The 20,855-nt window shown below is 36.3% G+C and carries 13 protein-coding genes; 3 read left to right on the top strand and 10 right to left on the bottom strand.

Annotated features, from left to right (window positions below; all coding sequences use genetic code 11):
• Window positions 1–5: 5 nt before the first annotated feature.
• The 3 genes from M0051_RS00625 to M0051_RS00635 all read right to left on the bottom strand — a co-directional run bounded on the left by M0051_RS00625 (window position 6) and on the right by M0051_RS00635 (window position 3,599).
• Window positions 6–1,454 carry a carboxypeptidase-like regulatory domain-containing protein gene (locus M0051_RS00625; protein WP_306739610.1) on the bottom strand — a complete coding sequence of 483 codons (1,449 nt, stop codon included), beginning with the start codon at window positions 1,452–1,454 and terminating at the stop codon, window positions 6–8.
• A gap of 133 nt (window positions 1,455–1,587) precedes the next feature.
• On the bottom strand, window positions 1,588–2,775 hold the full coding sequence (locus tag M0051_RS00630) for a FecR family protein (protein ID WP_306739611.1): 1,188 nt from the start codon (window positions 2,773–2,775) through the stop codon (window positions 1,588–1,590).
• 272 nt (window positions 2,776–3,047) lie between these two features.
• Entirely contained in the window at window positions 3,048–3,599 is a 552-nt protein-coding gene (locus tag M0051_RS00635; protein ID WP_306739612.1) for an RNA polymerase sigma factor, read from the bottom strand.
• A 426-nt stretch (window positions 3,600–4,025) separates the two neighbouring features.
• On the opposite strand from M0051_RS00635, the gene M0051_RS00640 reads away from it, so the two are divergent.
• Both M0051_RS00640 and M0051_RS00645 read left to right on the top strand, forming a co-directional pair.
• Complete coding sequence (locus M0051_RS00640) at window positions 4,026–4,409, top strand: HU family DNA-binding protein (protein WP_306739613.1); 384 nt, start codon at window positions 4,026–4,028, stop codon at window positions 4,407–4,409.
• A gap of 207 nt (window positions 4,410–4,616) precedes the next feature.
• Window positions 4,617–5,015: a DNA-binding domain-containing protein gene (locus M0051_RS00645; protein WP_306739614.1), complete on the top strand. Its 399-nt coding sequence runs from the start codon at window positions 4,617–4,619 to the stop codon at window positions 5,013–5,015.
• A 141-nt stretch (window positions 5,016–5,156) separates the two neighbouring features.
• Here M0051_RS00645 and M0051_RS00650 read toward each other — a convergent pair whose 3' ends face one another.
• From M0051_RS00650 to M0051_RS00680, 7 genes are all read right to left on the bottom strand, one after another.
• On the bottom strand, window positions 5,157–6,731 hold the full coding sequence (locus M0051_RS00650; RefSeq protein ID WP_306739615.1) for a hypothetical protein: 1,575 nt from the start codon (window positions 6,729–6,731) through the stop codon (window positions 5,157–5,159).
• Window positions 6,732–7,125: 394 nt separating this feature from the next.
• Complete coding sequence (locus M0051_RS00655) at window positions 7,126–8,499, bottom strand: TlpA disulfide reductase family protein (protein WP_306739616.1); 1,374 nt, start codon at window positions 8,497–8,499, stop codon at window positions 7,126–7,128.
• A 60-nt stretch (window positions 8,500–8,559) separates the two neighbouring features.
• Entirely contained in the window at window positions 8,560–9,723 is a 1,164-nt protein-coding gene (locus M0051_RS00660) for a TlpA disulfide reductase family protein (RefSeq protein ID WP_306739617.1), read from the bottom strand.
• 192 nt (window positions 9,724–9,915) lie between these two features.
• A complete protein-coding gene (locus M0051_RS00665; protein WP_306739618.1) occupies window positions 9,916–11,313 on the bottom strand; it encodes a RagB/SusD family nutrient uptake outer membrane protein in 1,398 nt (465 codons plus the stop codon).
• A 54-nt stretch (window positions 11,314–11,367) separates the two neighbouring features.
• Window positions 11,368–14,997, bottom strand: a complete 3,630-nt coding sequence (locus tag M0051_RS00670) for a SusC/RagA family TonB-linked outer membrane protein (protein ID WP_306739619.1) — start codon at window positions 14,995–14,997, stop codon at window positions 11,368–11,370.
• Window positions 14,998–15,174: 177 nt separating this feature from the next.
• Window positions 15,175–16,329 carry a FecR family protein gene (locus tag M0051_RS00675; protein WP_306739620.1) on the bottom strand — a complete coding sequence of 385 codons (1,155 nt, stop codon included), beginning with the start codon at window positions 16,327–16,329 and terminating at the stop codon, window positions 15,175–15,177.
• Window positions 16,330–16,697: 368 nt separating this feature from the next.
• Window positions 16,698–17,366 (bottom strand): RNA polymerase sigma-70 factor, encoded by a 669-nt coding sequence (locus tag M0051_RS00680; protein ID WP_306739621.1) that lies wholly within the window; start codon window positions 17,364–17,366, stop codon window positions 16,698–16,700.
• 217 nt (window positions 17,367–17,583) lie between these two features.
• On the opposite strand from M0051_RS00680, the gene M0051_RS00685 reads away from it, so the two are divergent.
• Window positions 17,584–20,850 (top strand): S41 family peptidase, encoded by a 3,267-nt coding sequence (locus M0051_RS00685; protein WP_306739622.1) that lies wholly within the window; start codon window positions 17,584–17,586, stop codon window positions 20,848–20,850.
• The last annotated feature ends 5 nt before the right edge of the window (window positions 20,851–20,855 follow it).

The following is a 20,855-nucleotide window of genomic DNA, read 5'->3' on the forward strand; positions in this document are numbered from 1 at the left end:
TTCTTTTATGAAAACGATGCATAATTTTGAATGGTGATCTTATCAGCAATACGATAGATCAATTTAAAACCCAAATCAAACTTATCGTTACCTGAGTCTTTAATGACTCCTCTGTTATTTCGATAAGATGCATCAATACCATATCTTACCTTATCCACACCTCCTTCTACGTAAAGGGAATGTGATTGTGACACGGAATTTTGAACAGGTTGAGATAACCAATAAGTATCAACGCCTTCCTGAATAATTTTATACTTATCGTTGTATAATCTATTCTTTTCAATTTGATCTTCAGCATCACTCCCTTCATAAAGTCCAGCTAATTTTTCAAATTCCAGCTTCTCTCTCGCATCCATAAGATTATAATCACTTAGATCAGGAAAAGAAAAATTTGGTCTAAAATCATAAGTTACTCTCAACTCTCCCGCCTTTGGAGCAACTGTTTCGATAACAACAACACCATTACCAGCTCTTGATCCATACAAAATTGTAGCGGCAGCATCTTTTAAAATACTCATTGACTTTATACGGTTAGGGTCCAGATCCATCACATATTCAGCAGTATTTTGAAATCCATCAACAATAAATATTGGTTGAGTCGATTCATTTTGGAAACTTCCTCTACCCCTGATCGTAAAATCAGGCACGGCATTAGGATTTGATCCTTGAGTGTTACTTTCTTGAATTCTAAATCCTGCATCCAATACAGAAAGTGTCGTCAACATATTACCAGTTGATATTTTCTGAATATCCTCTTGCTTAAAAGTTGAAACAGCACCTGCAAAACCAGTCTTCCCTTTATTAAAATAACCAGTTACAACAACTTCATCCAATCCTTCGGTGCTTGATAACAATGTTACATTTAGAACCATCTGGCCAGTATAGTTTCTTTCTTGTGGCAACATTCCAACAAAAGAGAAAATCAATACTGCATTTTTATCTTCCAATTCCAAAGTATAGTTCCCATTAATGTCGGTAGCAACACCCGTTGTGCTCCCCTTAATTACAACAGATACACCCGGTAAAGGCTCCCCATATTTATCGGTTACTCTTCCTTTTAGTTCTTTCTTTTCCTGCACTTCCTCTATAACAGGAACAGGATCTTGTTTGGTAATGATTACAAAATCCTCAACAATTTCGTACTTTACCGGTGCTTGCTGACAAATTTCATTCAACACTTCTTCCAGACTGGCATCTTCCATATCCAGCTGAACTTCAATCTCATCATCTATTTCATTTACATTGTACATGAAATAAGTACCAGTTTGATTATTCAGATCTTCCAACACATCAACCAATGATGTTTTGGCCTGAACACTAACTTGTTGTCCGAGAAGAACAGATGCAGAAAGCTGCAAGCTGCCAACAAGAATTAAAATAAAACTTAGCTTCATAACAAGCAGGGTTTTTCGAATGGTAGGTGACATACACCTCCACATAAGGTTTTTTTTCATAACTTTATGGTCTAGATTAATACTACCATTGACACAATTCTCAATGGTTTGTTATTTGTAAAACAGGGAATGTGGCCGCATTTCCTGTTTTTTTTATGTGCTTTGGGGTGGCCGCCACAAAAGCACAATATCTTTATTCAGGTTTCCCTACAATAATTTTATCATCTTTAATGGCAAACTGTACATCTGCCATCTTTTCTATCATTTCGAGTGTAAAGTTCAAGCTTTTGTTTTTCTTGGCTGCACCCGTAAATCGGTACTCACGATATCTGTGATCGGTAAAGAAGAATTCAACATTGTACCATCGGCTTAACTGATGGCAAATTTCTTCCAATGACTGATCTTTATAACGGAACACTCCATCTTTCCAGGAGGTATACAAATTAGTATTTACCCTTTCTACCTTAAATCGATTGTCTCCTTTTTTTACAGTTGCCTGAAATCCTGGCTTCAACAACTCCTTATTCCCCAAACAGCTTAGCTCTACACTACCCTCAACCAAAGTAGTTGAAATGTGCTCCTCATCATGGTAAGCTGATACATTAAAACTTGTTCCCAGCACCTTTATTTCGGTATCGTGCGATGCTATAATAAATGGCATATCTGGATTATGACTTACTTCGAAATAAGCTTCTCCAGTTAATTCCACTTTCCTTTTGTTTCCCACAAACTGCACAGGATATCTAAGGCTCGATTCCGAATTCAACCACACTTTTGTTCCATCGGCTAATACCAGCGAATACTCTCCTCCTCTTGGAATTTCAATTTGATTGTAAATCACTCTGTCTTTAGCCGAAGAAGCATTATCATATATCAATTCGCTGTCAGCATTCTTTTGAATCAAAGTTCCATCTGCCTCAGTAATCAACTCCTTGTCATTTTCCTCAAGGTTCACTTTTTGTCCATTTTCAAGTGTAAGTACAGCCTTTTTTGAACCAATGCTTGATATTTCCGCAAAATTGTAATCCTTTCCAAAATCATAATCCGTTCTTACCTGCTCAATCATGAAATAGCCAACTGTAAATAAAACCACAACTGCTGCAGCATAAGGCAACCAAGTATGTAATCTTCTTACTTTCGATTTCTTTTCAGGCTTCGACAGAGATTTGCTAATGTTCAACCATGCATCTTCTTTTTGAATTTGATCCAGATTACTCAAAGCCCCACTTTCTTTAAAAAGAGCCAGGTATTTGGCAAATTCATCAGCATTGGCCTCATCTTCATTCAGCCACTCCTGAAGTTTCTGAAATCCCTCTTCAGAAATTCTTCCTTGTTGATATTCTTGAATTAACTCTATAATATGTTCTTGCGAAATGTTCATTTTCCCCATTGTTTATAGCTATAAGTGTGTTTTTTGAAAACGGGTGACAAGTTTTTTCAACTTTTTTAAAAATATCTTTTAAGGTACAGAACAATTGACAATGAACAATGAACAATGAACAATGAGTATGCAAAACGTAATTCGTAATTGACAATTCGTAATTTTATTTCTATTGAATGTAGAAGCTGACAGGTTCACAAATGCTTTCAAGTAAAACAACTTGAATCATTCAGCTATCCGCTGATAACTGATAACTGATAACTGATAACTGATTACGGTAGTAGAATCATCACCAATACATCCAAATTGCTTCGCAACTGCTTTAAAGCTCTGGAATAATGTGTTTTTACTGTATTGATGGATATATCCATATCTTCAGCAACTTCGGCATATTTCATTTTCTCGAAAGCTATGGCTTCGAAAACGGCTTTGCATTGGGCGGGCAAAAGAGCAATCTCTTTATATAGACTTTCTTTTCTTTCTTCCAATTGCTGACTTTCGTATTTGTCTTCGATGATATCGTAGGCTTTACTCTCCATTTCTTCGAATCGAAATTTTAGATCTTTCTTTATTTGATTGATGGAATTGTTGCGAACAATACTAAAAAGGTAAGATTTAATAGAACCAGTAAAATTAATCATTCTATTTTTCTCCCATAGGGTAATGAAAGCTTCCTGCACAATGTCTTCTGCTTTCTCGTAGGAATCGAAATATTTATAGGCAAATACACAAAGGGGTGTATAATACAAATCGAACAACATACGAAGACCTGTTTGATCTCCATTCTTGAATTTTTGAATGATATCTTGTTCGTGTTGCTCCATATTAACCGTGGTAAAAGTAAAAAAGCTTACGGAAAATCCAAAAGTCTGTTAGATACAAGCCATACCTAAAAATGATTCCGATCAATTAATCTATACACCAATAAAACCGAATCTGTTAAATAAAGTTAATTTAGTTGAGTTTGAAAAACTTGACACATTTGGCAGGTGGAATTGTCATAACATTTATTTAACTTGGGTGTAACTTTTGAAAAGACAACCCATTGGCTGGTCATCAAACAGGTAAAACTTGCCGGTCACACTTGTAAGAGGAGGCCAATGGGCTCTTTTCAAAAATACATTAATTCAGCAATAAACTGTGTTCTTACATCTGCTTTTATACCAATACTCAGTTACTCTGGACAGATGGCTATTTATATTGACTAAAAGTGAAGAATAAAGGGATTGCTGATAAAAATCTTTATTCCTATGGCAATAAACATTAAAGCCACAGAAAAAGGCCAACCAGGTGTAGCTGGTGGTGGAGAAAAAAAATTCTATGCTACAAACATGATTAGCGGTAATATCGATATCGAAGAGTTATCGGAAAAAATCGCTCTAATTAGTACGGTAAGTGGTGCTGATACCAGAGCCGTATTGTATGCACTAATCGATGTGATCCCAAGTGAGCTATCCGATGGTAAATCGGTAAAACTAGGAGACATTGGTAGTTTCCGAATTAGCGTGAGCAGCGAAGGAGTTGAGACTGCTGACGAAGTAAATGCCAATTGTGTGAGAAAATCGAAAATTCTTTTCACGCCTGGCAAGAAATTAAAGGAAATGCTTACAAAACTAAAGTATCACAAAATGTAGCATTTCATTTTAAGCTTTGCGCAATAAATTGCGCAACGTTCCGCAACATTTTGCGAAAGCTTCCGCAATTTTTTGCGGAACGTACAACCGAAACGCTGCCAAAGTAGGCAGCGTTTTTGCATAAATTAAAACTCAATCTTGCGAAGCTTACCAACAGTTTTAATTGTCCTTTTTAAGGAAATTTGCTAAAACCAAAACAAAAAACAAATGAGCATAGAATTCAAAGCATTACCAATTCGGAATCCAAACTTGAGAAAGAATGCAAAAGCTAAATATTACCCTCAAATTTGTAGAACAAGGAAAATCGATATAGAAAAAATGTGCAATGATATTAGTCGTAACACAAGTTTAAATGAACACGCCATAAGACATGTTTTATTTGCTCTTGAATCTCAAATTGCAAATTATATGGAAGAAGGATACAGTGTTGATATACCAGGAATTGGTATCATTTATCCTTCTATAAGTGGTGAACCATCCGATACTCCTGAAGGAGTTAAAGCGGATAAAATTAAGAAGGTTAACATCAAATTCAGACCCGCCAAAAGACTAAAACAGGCCATAAAGCATGTTGAATTTAAGAAAGTAAAAAAGAGCAAGCCTTAAACGACTTGCTCCATAACTAATCTAATGAAATACACCCTGTACCCATTTCAGGATATATTTCTACTCTAAATCAAATGAATATATATTTATGACTAACACAAAAAACATAGCCTATTCCTTATCTGTTTAAACAAATAAACCTTAAGATTTTACCGATACACATTTCACCAAACCCTTATCTGGAGAAGCTAAATACAGATTATCCTTATTATCAATGGCCATTGGGATGTATGCACACCCTTGAACCAATTCTTCTACTCCATCAATCAAACGTGCTCCGTCTTGAGAGTAAATTTTAATTCGCGTAGGACTTTTCTCAACAGTTACAATGGCTCCGCTGGACAAACAACCAATATTAACAGGATTACAACAGCCGTGAAACTGTTCCAACTCTTTTCCTCTTTGTCCGAAAGCCAATATTTTTTCACCATTTAATTTGTAGCCTTGAACACGAAATGCTCCCAAGTCAGCTACCAACAATTGATTATCTGACCCGATACAGAAATCAAGGATACCACAACATGTTCGCATATCAGCAATCTCTGATTTTTTCTCTCCTGTCTTTGCGTCGTAGATATATAATCTTGAAGTTTTACAGTCTGAAACAATCAGCTTGTCATTCATAAATTTAGCGCCTGAAGCGGCTCCCAATCCCTCAAATTTAAATCGCTTCTTCTCTGTTCCTTTTGCGTCAAAAACAACACAGGCAACACCATCAACCACCTGCTTTTTAATCTCTCTACCTCTGTGCTTCTTTACAATGATTTTGTAGTTGGGAGTTAAAGCATAAATCTCACTCTCCCCGCTTACTGCAAAACTTGTTGCCGGACTTTTAGAATTAGGTTGAAAAGAACTCTCAACCTTCCCATTGGCATCTACAATCTTAAACTCTCCTGCTTTACTTAGCATACACAGCTTGTTACCTTCAATGGCTGACATATAAGTTACATTCTTGAAATCTGAACCTTTGTAAGTTTGATCAACCTTATAGTGTACGTTTTTAGCTTGAATCAGATCTTCCAACTTTACATCAGTATTCTTCATCTCTTTTATCTTTGCCTTCATGCTTCTCACCTGCTTGTTATCCATCTTAGGATCCAAATAGGACAATAATAGTTCATGCATAGCAACATCACTTCCTCCTGATATAACAGTATTCACCTGATAAGCTGAAAACCAACTATTGGGATGGCTTTTTACCCAATTAAGCTTCCATTCTTCTAGCTCAGCTCTCAACTTATCAGAATAAGCTGTTGCTTCTTCTCTGTTATACTCCTTGAAATACTTATTCGAGCGTTTGAAAACATCCATCTGTTTCTTATTCCATTCTTCGTCAATTTTATTAACAGTAGAGGCTATTAGCTTTGTTTTTTTTATAAACTTATGTTTAGGATACTGTTCGTTTGGAACCAATTTCCCCTCAAAGCTACTCTCTCCTTTTTCAATAAAGAATCTTATACCATAATGAGTCCCTTCTTCCATAGATGACAGAAGTATATATTCAGGTTCGGTTACATTGGGAATCTCCAATAACAACTCTCCATTTTCCATATTTACTTTGAAAGGATTTTTATCACCAAAACCTCTTCTAACATCGAATTCACAAATATCCAGCCCTTCTACCTTTATTTTTACATTGGCAGTGTTTTCACTTTTCTTTTCCTGACATGAGATCAGCACAAGTACAACTAATAGTATACTTAGTAAATGTTTCATTGTTTAATTTTATTAGTTTAATTATCTTTTTAAATGTGTTTGTTTAGACCATAATGACCAAGTTCAACTAGAGCAATCTCCTTTCAGAAATTGCTCTATGTTCTTCTATAGTATATTGGCTATTTTAAAAGTTCCTCAAGCTTATGGTCCAATGCTTTTCCTCTTACATGCTTAGCAATAATTTCACCAGTGCTTGCTTCTACCAGCCAATTAGCTGGAACAGCTGGCTGTGAAAACATTTTTGCGATCGGGCTTTTATAAACTTTCAAATCACTTTTATTGATCCAAGGGCTGTTTTTCCCTTTAAGAGGTTTTCTCCCTTGCTATTCGTTGATCACCTTACGAAATGGATACGACGTTTACCTTTTATTAAAATCTCTTTTAGCCATAATACCTAAAGCCCCAACTCTGTAAATAGCGTAATCAGTTTAGGATCTGATGGGCGAGGAGCGTTATTATCCACAATATTGCCTTCTGGGTCAATCAAGATAAAACGCGGAATACCTGACACGGAATACTCCTTCGCAAACTGCTCATCGGAAGCGATAAGTTGTACACCGCCCATTTCTTTGTTGGCCACCATCTTTCTCCAGGCTTGTTTTCCCTTTTCTTTTTTATCGGTTGAAATACTTACAAACACAATGTTCTTACCGTGGTACATTTCCTCGATCTTTTCAAGGTGAGGAATTTGTTGTTTACATGGTCCGCACCAAGTTGCCCATAAATCGATGTAAACATATTTGCCTTTGAAATCGTCGAGCGATGATGTTCCACCCGCGTGATTTTCGTAATTATGAAATTTTGGCGATGGTTTTCCTTTACCAAGCTTGCTTACCGATTTGTATTCCTCAGTTACTGCCGCCCTCTTGTCTTCATCTTTGGCCAAGGCCATGTATTTCTCATATATCGTTTCTATATTTTCGAAATAGGAAAATTTATTGGCAACTGTTGCATATAACATATCTTCGCGAATGCTTTCGTTTTGCACTGTTTCGGCTACCATTAAACTTGCAATGGCATGCGTAGGTGCCTCTCCTGATTCTACCAATTTTCTAGCTTTATTGCTGCTAGCACTCGTTATTAAATACCGATACTCCACCGAGTAATTGTATAAATCACCATCGTTATAATCAATTACTGATACCGCTTGCTGTAATTCTTTCGAAGCTTCGTAGGCCACATTTTCAGCATACTTTCTGTGCGCATTAGGATATGTAATCAATGAGGTTAAATACTCTGCTTTCAAGCGACGTTCTTCCAGGCTTCTTAATTCATCTGTTATATCATCCACCTTTTCGAGCTCAGCTTCCAGTTGGGCTAAATTTTTATCGGCATTATCCAAAAACGCCTTTTCTTCAAGCGAAAATATAGCTTTTCTATTACTCCTTACAACAGTTTGAGATTTTTCTTTGCTTATTAAATACTTACTCATACCCGATTTTTCACCACTTACTGTTACCGAGGTTGAAAAATCATTAGCATCTGCTGAAATTTTTAAGTCGGCACCATTTACAGCATAAATTTTGGTTAATGCTCTTCCCAGATACAGGTACAATTCACCCTCTCGTTTAATGGTATCAGCAAAAGTTCCATCTTCTGAAACTTTAATGATTTGCTCTGAGCGATCAAGCCAGAATAAGGCTAACTCAGTGTTGTTATAATTCTCAAGTTTACCCGAAATTAAACTGTATTCGATTGGTTTTTGTTGTGCGCAGGCAAAATTACAAACTGTAATTGCAGCAATTAATAATAATTTTAGTGTTTTCATTTTATTTCAATTTTTGTTTCATTAAATTTTACGATAATAGATTGTACCTCAATAAAAAGGCTACTTCAAAAGCTTCTCCAATTTATGATCCAAGGCCTCACCTCTAACTTGCTTGGCAATAATTTTACCAGTGCTCGTATCCACTAACCAATTTGCTGGCACACCTGGCTTACCAAACATGGCAGCTATAGGGCTATTATAACCTAGCAAATCACTTGTGTTTATCCAAGGGATTCCGTCTTTTATCGATGCTTTTTCCCAGGCTTTACGTTTATCATCTAATGAAAATGAGATAATCTCAAAGCCTTTATCATGATATTCCTCATAAGCTCTTTTCATGTGTGGAATCTCTGCACGGCAAGGTCCACACCAAGATGCCCATAGCTCAACCAACACATACTTATTCTTTTTTAATACTTCAGATAATTGAATCTCCTGGCCTTCAAGATTACTGGCTTTAAAATCTTTCATGGTTTTTCCCACATCTAAAGTAGCTTGAATAATTCGTGCCTTTTTTGTAAGTTCAATCTCAACTTTTGCTATAACAGCCTCTCGGTTATCACCCAACTGGTTAGCCAGTTCTTCTTTAGTTTTCATATCGGCTTTATAATCCCCAGAAACGTAACCTGCCCTGTGTAACAAAAACTTCGCCAATGGATCATTCTGTTGTTGATACACTTGGCGTAGAATTTTACGTCGTGCTTTTGTTGAAACATCTACAAGCCTGTAATATTCCTTAAAAGCTTTCTCATCCTCATATGAAAAACCTTTAATCATATAATCGACTACAGCCTTTTGCGCTTTTTGGCATGCCAAGTCACTACTTACCGGATTAACAAGCATCTCACTATATTTACCCCCTTTTACTGTAAAATCTGTACCCGATGAAAAGTTAATCTCAGTCTTACCTGGCTCAAGCGCCATTATAATAATAGGTGACACAGGTTTTCCATCTGCTGATCGCAAGTTAAGACTTATTAAATGAACACTTTCCACATTGCCTTTACAAGCGATAATACCATTTTTGAAGGTATCATCTACCAGCACTTCTTTTAATCTAATACTATCTACACGTCTTCTGGTAATAGTAGCTTTGGCTCCTTCGGGTAAGTTTTCGCCACCACTAATTTTTAGCTCATAACTTGTTTTATCTGTATTACAGGCAAAGATCAATGGCAGAACAATAACTACCAATAACCACTTTAAATTTCTTTGAAAATTCATATCTCTTATGTTGAATTATTAGTGTTCCAAATACTTAAAACTCCTAGCCAATAGCAACTTCACACAATTACCTCAGACAGTTACCCCAAAAGTACTAACTGCTTCTTTTAGGTTAATTAAGGTTAATTATGCCATTAGCTGAAAATAGGAGGCTAATTGCCTCCTATCTCAGAATTTTGGTTTATCAATGAATTAGTAGGTATTTTGCTTAACAGACCCTTCTGTTAAAATAATTACCTCTTTAGGTATAGGGCGTGCATATTTTCTTGAATTTGGCTCAAGCGTGTATACTTTCGGTGTATCAAAGTCCACAGCAGTCTCTCCCACTTCGTAATAATTCTTCGACAGAATTATCGGATCTATTAAACCTTCTGCATTTAAACGTTTCACATCATACCATCTTAATGATGTAAATGCGAACTCTCTTCTTCTTTCATCAACAATCAATTCTATAGCTTCCTTTACAGTTCCTGGAATTGGTAAAGCCGTATAATCCGCACCATCAAATCGATTCTCTCTAACTATTTCTACATTTTGCATGCAAGTCGTCAAGTCATTATTTCTGGCAGCACACTCCGCTAGTATCAAATAGATCTCTGCAACATCCGTTCCAGTCATCATATTAAGTGTTCTGTTGTATAAAACATTATTCTCTGTTAGACCAAAAAATGTACTTAATAACCCATCTGAATAAAAATATTGTAGTCTCAGATCTTCTGGCTGATATATAGCTAGCAATTCATTGCTAGCCATCTTGAAAGGGCTTGTTATTTCATAGTATATTTTATATTGACTATCCCAAGTTGTCGTATAAAATTCTGGTGCACGGGCTCCTACAAAAGCATTACTCCCCGTTAATTTACCTCCAAAACCTGGTATAAAAAACACATCTGTTTCTAGATTAACCATTGTTGAGTGAAGCGACAAAGCCATTTCTGCGTATTTTTTGGCATTGACAAAATCGTGAACATATAGATAATACCTAGCCGCTAAAGCGGCGGCTGAAGCATCACTTTCTCTCCAGCTGTCAGTTCTTGATTTATCAATTTTAAGACCTTCAATAAGGTCTGATTCAATTTGAGCAAATGTTTCCTCTATTGTAGCCCTCACAGTAGTTTGTCCAAACGCAGTTTCATTTTTTATAATGATTCCTAGTTCATCCTTATTCTCCACCGAAGGGTATAAACTATGTTTTAATGCCAAATTAAATTGTTTAAATGCCTTAAGCAAATATGCTTCTGCTTTTAGATTCTTCTTATCAGAGGCATTTCCCTCTAAATCATCTATTGAGCCGATAACGTAATTGGCAAACCATATGGCCTCATATGCCTGACTCCATGAATTATCCGTAACAGTTGACAATTCGTCTTTCCAAACACTTTCTTGAACAGATGTTAATGGTATTTGAGCACTTAACCTAGTGTAAGCATTCTCATAAAATATCAGATCACCAGTAATATTTGGGAAGTCTATATCGGTCAGATACCCCGTGAAGGTACGGTCGAACATTAAATCTATATCAGAAACTAATTCTATTTCCTGTCTGTTTTTATCCGGTTTAACATCCAAATAAGTCTCACAGGATGTCAAGATAAATACGGTTAATAGTATATATAGTAATTTTTTCATTGTAATCCTCCTTAATTAAAATTTAAGATTTAAGCCTAGCGTATACGTTCTTTCAGGTCTAAAGAATGACCCTCCCTTGGGATATTCTGGATCAATCCCAAGATCATTGGCCTTCCACAACAAACCAACATTACTCACTTGAGCATAAAATCGAACTCCAGAACAACCAATTTTTGAAATTATTGACTTAGGGAGCTGATAAGAAAGCATAATATCCTTTAACTTAATATATGATGCATCCTCAAGTCTTGATTTTAAGAGGCTAGCACTTTGAGTATAATTACCATAACCTGGAACTACTTTATCAGATAAAGGAAACTCACCAACTTCTTCAGCATTTCCACTTATCATTTGATTAAGATTTTCATGATAATTTTGCGTAAAATGAGAAGTTCCATATCCAAAACCACTTACAGGCATATAATGTCCAAATTTACCAGTAATGGTTGCCAATAAGCTAAAACCTTTATAAGAAAACTCGTTTGTTAATGAAGATACTACCGGTGCAATGTAGCTACCTTTATTCCACAATATATCTGTTGCAGAGACGCCAGTACCTGAAATAGACATATCTGCACCATAAACAGTACCATTCTTACCTAATACCGTTGGTATACCATTATCATCTAAACCATTATATTTGTAATACCATGCTGGTCGATATGAATAGTTTTCTACAAATCTTTTACGTCCTATAGAGCCAAGTAGTATTTCAACCTCTTTCACATCAGTTACCATATTATCATTATAGGCGAAGTTTAGAGTAGAATTCCACTTTACCGGACCTAAATTAATATTTCCATTCACGTTTAATTCAAATCCTTTATTTGTCATAGAAGCAGCATTGAAAACCTGAGATGTGGTTCCATCTGTTGATGGTAAAGAAATGGATGCCAATTGCTCAACGGAGTTTTTGTTATAATACTCTAAGCTTCCGTATAGTTTATTGCCTAATACAGCAAAATCTATTGCAACATTAAACTGTTTTACTTTTTCCCAGCCAAGAGTAGGATTACCTAACTCAACCAAATACGCATTATCTGCACCTGCTCCACTCCATGGTATATTTCCTGATTCAAATTGAATAACAGGCACACTCGCTGTCGAGGTAGGGGCATTACCATTTACACCATAAGTGGTTCTTAAGGTCAGTCGATTTAACCAATCTATATTTTGAGCAAAGGCTTCTTTCGACAATTGCCAGCTACTACCAACTGACCAGAATGGTGAATACCTTTTACTATTGTCGTCGACTATGCTATTTGATGCATCTGTTCTAACACTTCCACTGAAAGTATATTTATCCTTAAACGTATAAGCTAAATTTGAATATAATGAGAAAAGCTTATATGTAGTCATTGTGCTATTTCCTCCTCTCGGCAAGGAAGTAGTCACCCAAGGCAAAGAAAAAGCATTTGTTAATCCAGAGTATGCGTCTGGTACAATATTCTTATAATTTCTTTCGTTAAACCCATACAACCAATCATCTTGCGATTCATATTCATTCCAATTGAGTTCTGTACCCCCAATAAAATTAATACTATGATCGCCATAAGACTTAACCAAACTTAATTGATTTCTTAAAAGGGTTGAATTTCTTTGTCCATTGTTTACATATACTATTTCCCCAGTTGGCACTTGGTGATTAGTGATGGTAGATGTTTGACCTGGAGTACTTATTGCTGTATAGTCAGTAACTGCAAATGAATTTATCGTTTTTCTGGTATACCAAGAGTCTTCACCATAGACATTTCTAGTTTTGCTTGTACTCCGTTCATATTGAAACTTCGAATCAAAACTAATTCCATCTGCTATTTTAATTTTTAATCCTCCATTAATTCGGGTACTAAGGGTTTCTGTATTGAAATCCTGAGACCTCATATTTTGCAAAGGATTGTTATTAAAATTATCATAAGCCCATCCGTCTGTACGGGCTAATATATCATTCAAGACAGGCATATTGTATGTCCCTGGTGCAATCGTAGAAAGTGGACCTGAATTTATATGATTATAATTACCGTTCTCATCCAATAAGGTTTCGTAGGCAGACATTGACTTAATATCAGCAAGCCCTACTCCTGTGCTATTTCTATTCTGCACTTGGGTCATTACTCCAACATTAAAATCCAGCCATTTGTTCACTTTCATGTTATTCTTGAAATTGATCAAAATATTATCATCATTATCTTCTACCATTACGTCATTATTCCTGTTATACATGACAGATAGTGAATACTTATTTTTTTCGCCCTGGCCTCTCAATGAAATGTTATAATTCTGCGACGAAGCCTTACGTAGCATATAATCTTTCACTTGTTTCTTATAAGATTTACTCAACAAACTTTGTAAACCAGGTGTATTTAAGGTGAAATCTGCCAGTCCAGGATTTGCCATTTGTTGAGCCTCAAACTCTTCATGGCCATAAGTCTTAACACCATTTATGTTAGTAACACCAAGAGAAGGGTTAACGTACCCATTTTGCCACAAAAACATTTCATATTCTAATTGAGATCTTGAGTTTGCAATTGGATTGGCATAATCTAAATCCACAGCATCACTAAACTTTGTAAAAGCTTCAACCTCTACCTGAATTCCTTTATTCTCATGCCCGTCTTTAGTAGTAATCACAATCACCCCATTCGCAGCTCTTGCTCCCCAAATAGAAGAAGCGGCAGCATCTTTCAGTACGGTTATTTTCTCAACATCATTTCTGTTTATGCTTTCAAAACCACCTTCAATAGCAAAACCATCAACTACAATTAATGGTTGCGTATTACCATTTAATGAAGACACACCACGAATTGTAATTTGAGGTGTACCACTACCATTATCAGTTGTGCTTATTCCTGCAACTAATGACTCAAGGTTTCCTCCAATTGTTTCACTTGGACTATTAGCCACATCATCGCTATCTAGCATTGTAAATGAACCCGTTACTCTCTCCTTAGAAATAGTTTGGTAACCAGTTACTACAACCTCGTCCATTACTTCAGCATCCAAAGCCAAAGTCACATTTAAAACTGTTTGTCCAGCATAAGTAATCTCCTGAGAAACCATTCCAACAAATGAAAAAACTAAAACTGCATTTTCATTATCGAATGTTAGAACATAATTACCATCAATATCAGTTGCAGTACCATTAGTTGTTCCTTTAACAACAACAGATACACCAGGAAGAGGTACTCCCTGATCGTCGGTTACTGTTCCTTTTAGAGTTTTCTTTTCTTGTTGTTCTATAACTTGTTCTGACTGATTTACGACTTTTTGTTTCACCACTTCGCGAGGATACAACACAATCATTTTGTCCTCTACTCGATAATCGAGGTTTGTATTTTTCAATACTTCGAACAATACTTCGTCTAAGGATGCTTTATTAAATTCAACGGTAACACCCTCTAATTCTTTTACATACTCATAGTCATAGATGAAATCATAATCGCATTGTTGCTTGATTTCTTCCAACACTTCTTCTACACTGGCCGATTTCATATGCATACTCAATGAGGTTTGCGAGAACAACTCATTGGCTTGCACACTAATGATTCCGAGTAAAAATAGAAATACACTTAGTTTCATGGTTAAGAGTATTTTTCGCAGCGGAGTAAATGCACGCTCCCTACTGCCGGTAACACAATTTTTTTTCATACATTTGAAATTGGGTTAGACATTTAGTTTAACTTGTCACATTTGAGTCGTGAGACTCTGGTTTGCGGGGAACGGTCCAGGTTCCCCGTTTTTTTATCCACCTGCTAAAGTAGGTGGTAATTGATGTTTTTATCTATTAGCCGCAAGGCCTTGCGGCTCTACTTTTCTACTTTTCTACTATTTTACTTTTCGACTTACTAATAAGTGATCATCCTCCAGTTCTAATTCGATTGGCGATATTTCTTCAATCAAATTAATCAGCTTGTCAATATCTTCATACCTGTCGGTTACTCCTGATATTCTTCTTTTCAGCACTGCTTCATCATCACAAATCACCTTTACGCCGTACCAACGAGACATTTTTCTCAATACACTCTCCATGGGTTCACGGTTAAATACAAACTTTCCATCTTTCCATGCAGTGTAAATACTTGTTTTTACCACTTTTACTTCCATGTCATTTGATGCCAGATTCAATCCCAACTGTTCACCTGGTTTAAGAATCACTTCTTCTGCTTCTTTTGAGAACTGCACACTACCTTCAACCAAAGTAGTTTGTATTTCAGCTTCATCCTGATAAGCCATTACATTAAACTCTGTCCCCAAAACTTCCACTTTCGATCCATCATTCAAATACACATCAAATGGTCTATCGTTGTCTTTGGCTACTGCAAAATAGGCTTCTCCACTTATCAACTTCACCTCTCGTTTGCCTTTGCCAAACTTTTCTGGAAACTGAATTTCCGTTTGGGCATTCAACCATATCCTGGTTCCATCAGACAATTGCATATAATACTCTCCTTGTATTGGAGTTTTTATGGTATTATACTTCAACACCTCATCAATTACCTCACCTTGCTGATACACCAATTCGTTATTCGCATTGCTTGCCAATTTTTCCTTACCTGATGTTATATCTCTTCCCTGGAAGTCTTCCAGGTAAATGGTTTTTCCATTGGATAATTCAAGTGTAGCTTTTGGACTACCTGCCTCCACAATTAATTGATCTTTATCCCAATACACTTCATTCAGCATATAGGTAGTGGCCAATAGTGGTAGTATGATTACTGCAGCCCATTTTAATACAGTTCTCAATCTGATTACTTTGGTTTTCAATTCTGGTACTTGATTGGTAATCTTCACCCAAGATTTCTCCTGATCAATTTTAGCGTACAGGTCATGCTTCTTCTGAATTTGCTTCGAATCAGAAGCCAGCATGTAACTCCTTTCGTTTTTTGATTTCCATTCGGCTAGTTCTTGCCGTTCGTCAACAGTCAAGTCCCCCACTTTTTCTTTCGAAATCAATTTTGCAATGTCGTATATCTCTTTCATAGCTATGGTGTGATTCTCTTTTCTCAAGATAGAGTGATCAATTCCATCTCTCTTAAATCATTTTCTTAATCAGGCAATTAACCAATGTTTAAGATACAGTATTTTTACCTGATTTTATTAAGAGACCACCAAGTTGAAAAAGGGTGTTAGCGGATTTTGCATTTTTTTTGAAAAAAGATGTGAATAGCCACCTGCTGAATACTTAAGGCTTGAAGCTTGTGGCTGATAGCTAATTATTGAGATCCCTCTATACCTCGGGATGACTACTGAATCTTCTGGTCATCCTGAACGGAAGAATGTAGAGAAGGATCTGTTCAATTGGATTGAGATCCCTCCTCTTACGGATTGGGATGACGCAAAATAGGATCTTATAAATTTATTTCCAGTAAAATCGCCACCAAGTAGGCATGTTTGCCTAGCTTTTCTCGCAATTCTCGGTAGGCATTTAATTTATGTGATTTCACTGTATTAATGGTCAAACCCATGATATCAGCAATTTCCTGATTTTTTAATCCCAATAAACTGTATCGGATAATTTGTTGGCGTTGTTTGGGCAATTCACCAATGAATTTGTATAGCAATCGAGATACTTCTTCAGAAAGAACTTGATCCAAAAAAAATTCTTCGGTTTCCAATTTAGGTAGAGACTCTGCAATGTATTTGTTTTTTACCTGTTCATGCTTGATGTTATTCAAACATTTGTTGCGAACAGCTCTATACAAATACACCTTTAAAGTAATTTCGTTCTGGTATTCATCCTGCTTTTCCCACAAGCTTACAAAAACCTCTTGCACCAAATCCTCACTCAAATTAATATCAGATACAAAAGTATTTGCAAATCCTACAAGACTTGCAAAATACTGATCAAATACTTCTCTGAATTTGTCCCTGTTGAGTACTATTTTATTAGATTTGGTCAATGGGTTTGTGGGTTTAGATTTGGCTACAAAATAAATGCTTTTATTTGAATCAGAAAAACTTTGCATGATTTCCTTCCAACCGCACCAATTCATTTCTGCACAAATATTGTGTAACATATCCATATTAATTTCACAATTATTTTCAATATCAACAATTATACTTATGTTTGTGAAGTGCATACACCAGCACAACTTTTACACCAAAGGAAACCTCTAATATTTCTGTTAAGATCAAATCTTAGGTATAATTTTTTACCTATTTTTACCACCCCTAAGAGAATTTAACAATACCGATGCTTTTGCATCATTTTTTAAACAACAAGTACATTAACTAATGAAGAGATTATTTATTTTCTTAATGGCTGTGTTATGTAATGCCTATGCATTTGCCAATGGCAACTCAGAATGGATTCGTTACGCAGCAATTTCGCCAGATGGTAAACAAATTGTTTTCACAAACAGAGGAGATTTGTATCTGGTATCGAGCAAAGGTGGCGAAGCTCGCCCACTAACCTTCCATAAGGCTCACGATTATATGCCTGTTTGGAGCCACGATGGAAGCAAAATTGCATTCGCTTCAAACCGTTTTGGAAACTTTGATGTGTACATTATGGATGCCAATGGTGGTGCAGCAACTCGTTTGACTTATCATTCGAACAATGAAGTTCCTTACACTTTTACCCGCGACAATAAAAACATCTTATTTGGAGGTATTCGTTTGGATGATGTAAATCACAGACAGTATCCACATCGTTCGCAAACCGAATTGTACCAGGTTCCTGCAAATGGTGGTCGTGTTGATCAAGTTTTCACAATTCCTGCTGAGGATGTAAAAATCAGCAAAGATGGAAAACAGATGATTTATCATGATGTAAAAGGTGGCGAAGATGAATTTCGTAAGCACCATGTTTCATCGGTTACCAGAGATATCTGGACTTATGATGTTGCAACTGACAAACACAAAATGATCAGTACATTTAATGGTGAAGACAGAAATCCTGTTTACAGTACTGATGAAAAAAGCATTTACTACCTAAGCGAAGAAAGTGGATGTTTTAATGTGCACAAAATGGATCTTGCAACACCTGATAAAAACACGCAGATTACAACATTCAAAATGCATCCTGTTCGTTACCTAAGCATGGCAAACAACGGAACCCTTTGCTATACCCACAATGGTGAATTGTTCACCATGACCGATAACAAACAAGAAAAAGTAAAGGTTAATGTTCGTACTGAAGACAAAGCCAATAACGAGCAAATTATTTCGGTTCGTGGAAATGTAAAAGAAATGGCCATTTCGCCTGACGGAAAAGAAGTTGCCTATATTGTTAGAGGTGAAGTTTTTGTTTCTTCGGTTGAAGGTAAAATGACCAAAAGAATTACAACTACTCCTGCTCAGGAAAGATTTGTAAGCTTCTCGCCTGACGGAAAAAGCATTCTTTATGCAAGTGAACGTAATGCGAAATGGGGAATCTACGCAAGTAAAAAAGTAAGCGATACTGAACCTTATTTCTATGCTTCAACTTTAATAAAAGAGGAGCCTGTAATTGTTAATGACAACAATAATTATGAGCCTGAATACTCTCCTGACGGAAAAGAAATTGCTTTTATTGAAAACAGAAGTTCTTTGAAGGTTTTCAATATCAAAAGCAAAAAGATCCGCACCATAATGAATGGCGATCAATTGTTTTATATGGGTGAAGGAGATCAGTATTTTACCTGGAGTCCTGATAGCAAATGGTTATTGGTTGATTACTCTCCTGTATTGGCAAATGGCGAAGTTGTAATCATTTCGGCTGATGGCAAACAGAAAATGATTAACCTTACCGAAAGTGGTTATGGCGATAGCTATGCCAAATGGGTGAACAAAGGAAAGCAAATGTTGTGGTTTAGCGATCGTCACGGGTTACGTTCGTATGCAAACAGCGGTTCTCGTCAGATGGATGTATATACCATGTTCTTCACAAAAGATGCATGGGATCGTTTCAACATGAGTAAAGATGACTATGCTCTTCTTAAAGAAATTGAAAAGAAGGAAAAAGAAGAGAAAGAAAAAGCTAAAAAAGAAGAAGAAAAGAAAGACAAGAAAAAGTCGAAAAAGGACAAAGACAAAAAGGAAGAAACTAAAAAAGATAGTCTGTTAACTTTCGACTGGGATGGTATGAAAGATCGCAAGAAAAGATTGACCATTCACTCTTCTAAATTAAGCGATGCTATTCTTTCTAAAGATGGTGAGACTTTATATTACATTGCAAAATTCGATAAAGAATATAGCATTTGGAGTACCAAACTACGTACAAAAGAAACCAAGAAATTAATTCCTATCGGATCCAGAGGTGGAAGTTTGCTTTGGGATAAAGAGATGAAAAAGTTGTTCTTATTATCAGGAGGAACAATGTCGAAAGTTGACTTGGCAGGAAAATCTACAAAAGCAATTTCTGTGAATAGCGAAATGATTTTGGATGTTGCTGCAGAACGTCAGCAGATGTTTGATCATGTTTATGCTCGAAACAAAGGCATGTTCTACATTTCGGATTATCACGGAGCTCCTTGGGATGAGTTGAGAGACAATTACGAGCCAAAACTGAAATCAATCAGTAATGATTTCGAATTTGCGCAATTGCTTTCAGAAATGTTAGGTGAATTAAATGTTTCCCATTCTGGTGCTCGTTACTATGGTGGCATACGTAATGGTGACAAAACCGCTTCTTTGGGAATCTTTATCGATTACAAACACAAAGGAGATGGTATCAAGATTACTGAAATCATGAAAGATGGTCCATTGGATAAGAAAAAATTCAATGTAAAACCGGGTATGATTATCGAGCAGATTGATGGAATCAAAATTGATAAAGGTGTTGATTTTGCAAAATTCTTAAATCGCAAAGCTGGTAGATTTACTGCACTTCACATTTTTGATCCTTCTACCAAAAAATACCAGGACATTACTGTAAAACCTGTTTCATTAAGTACTGAGTCTGACTTGATTTACAAGCGTTGGGTGAAAAAGAATGAAGAGGAAGTTGACCGTTTGAGTAATGGTAAACTAGCCTATGTTCACATACCAGGAATGAACGATGGTGCTTACCGTAACACTTACGAAAAAGTAATGGGTAAATACTATGATCGTGATGGTATCATTATCGATACGCGTTTTAACGGTGGTGGTGACTTGGTTGGTGACATTACCATGTTCCTAACGGGTGAAACTTTTATGGAATATGCTATTGAAGATCGTACAGTTGGTTACGAGCCTGGTTACCGTTGGACCAAGCCTTCTGTAGCGATGATCAATGAATCAAACTATAGTGATGGTCACTGTTTCTCATGTGCTTACCAAGACCTTGGCATTGGTAAACTTATTGGTATGCCAGTTCCGGGAACTTGTAGTTTTGCTGGTTGGGAAATGCTTCAAAATGATCGCGTACTTTGGGGATCGATTCCTGTAAGTGCAAAAAACAAAGCAGGCGAATGGTTGGAAAACAATCAAACTGTTCCTGAAATTCAGGTTAAAAACATGCCTGAAACCATTACCAAAGGTGAAGACGAACAGCTGGAAGCTGCCGTTAAAGCTTTAATGGAAGAATGTGCAGAATAAACTAT

The sequence above is a fragment of the Marinifilum sp. D714 genome, assembly GCF_030851345.1.
GTDB lineage: Bacteria > Bacteroidota > Bacteroidia > Bacteroidales > Marinifilaceae > Marinifilum.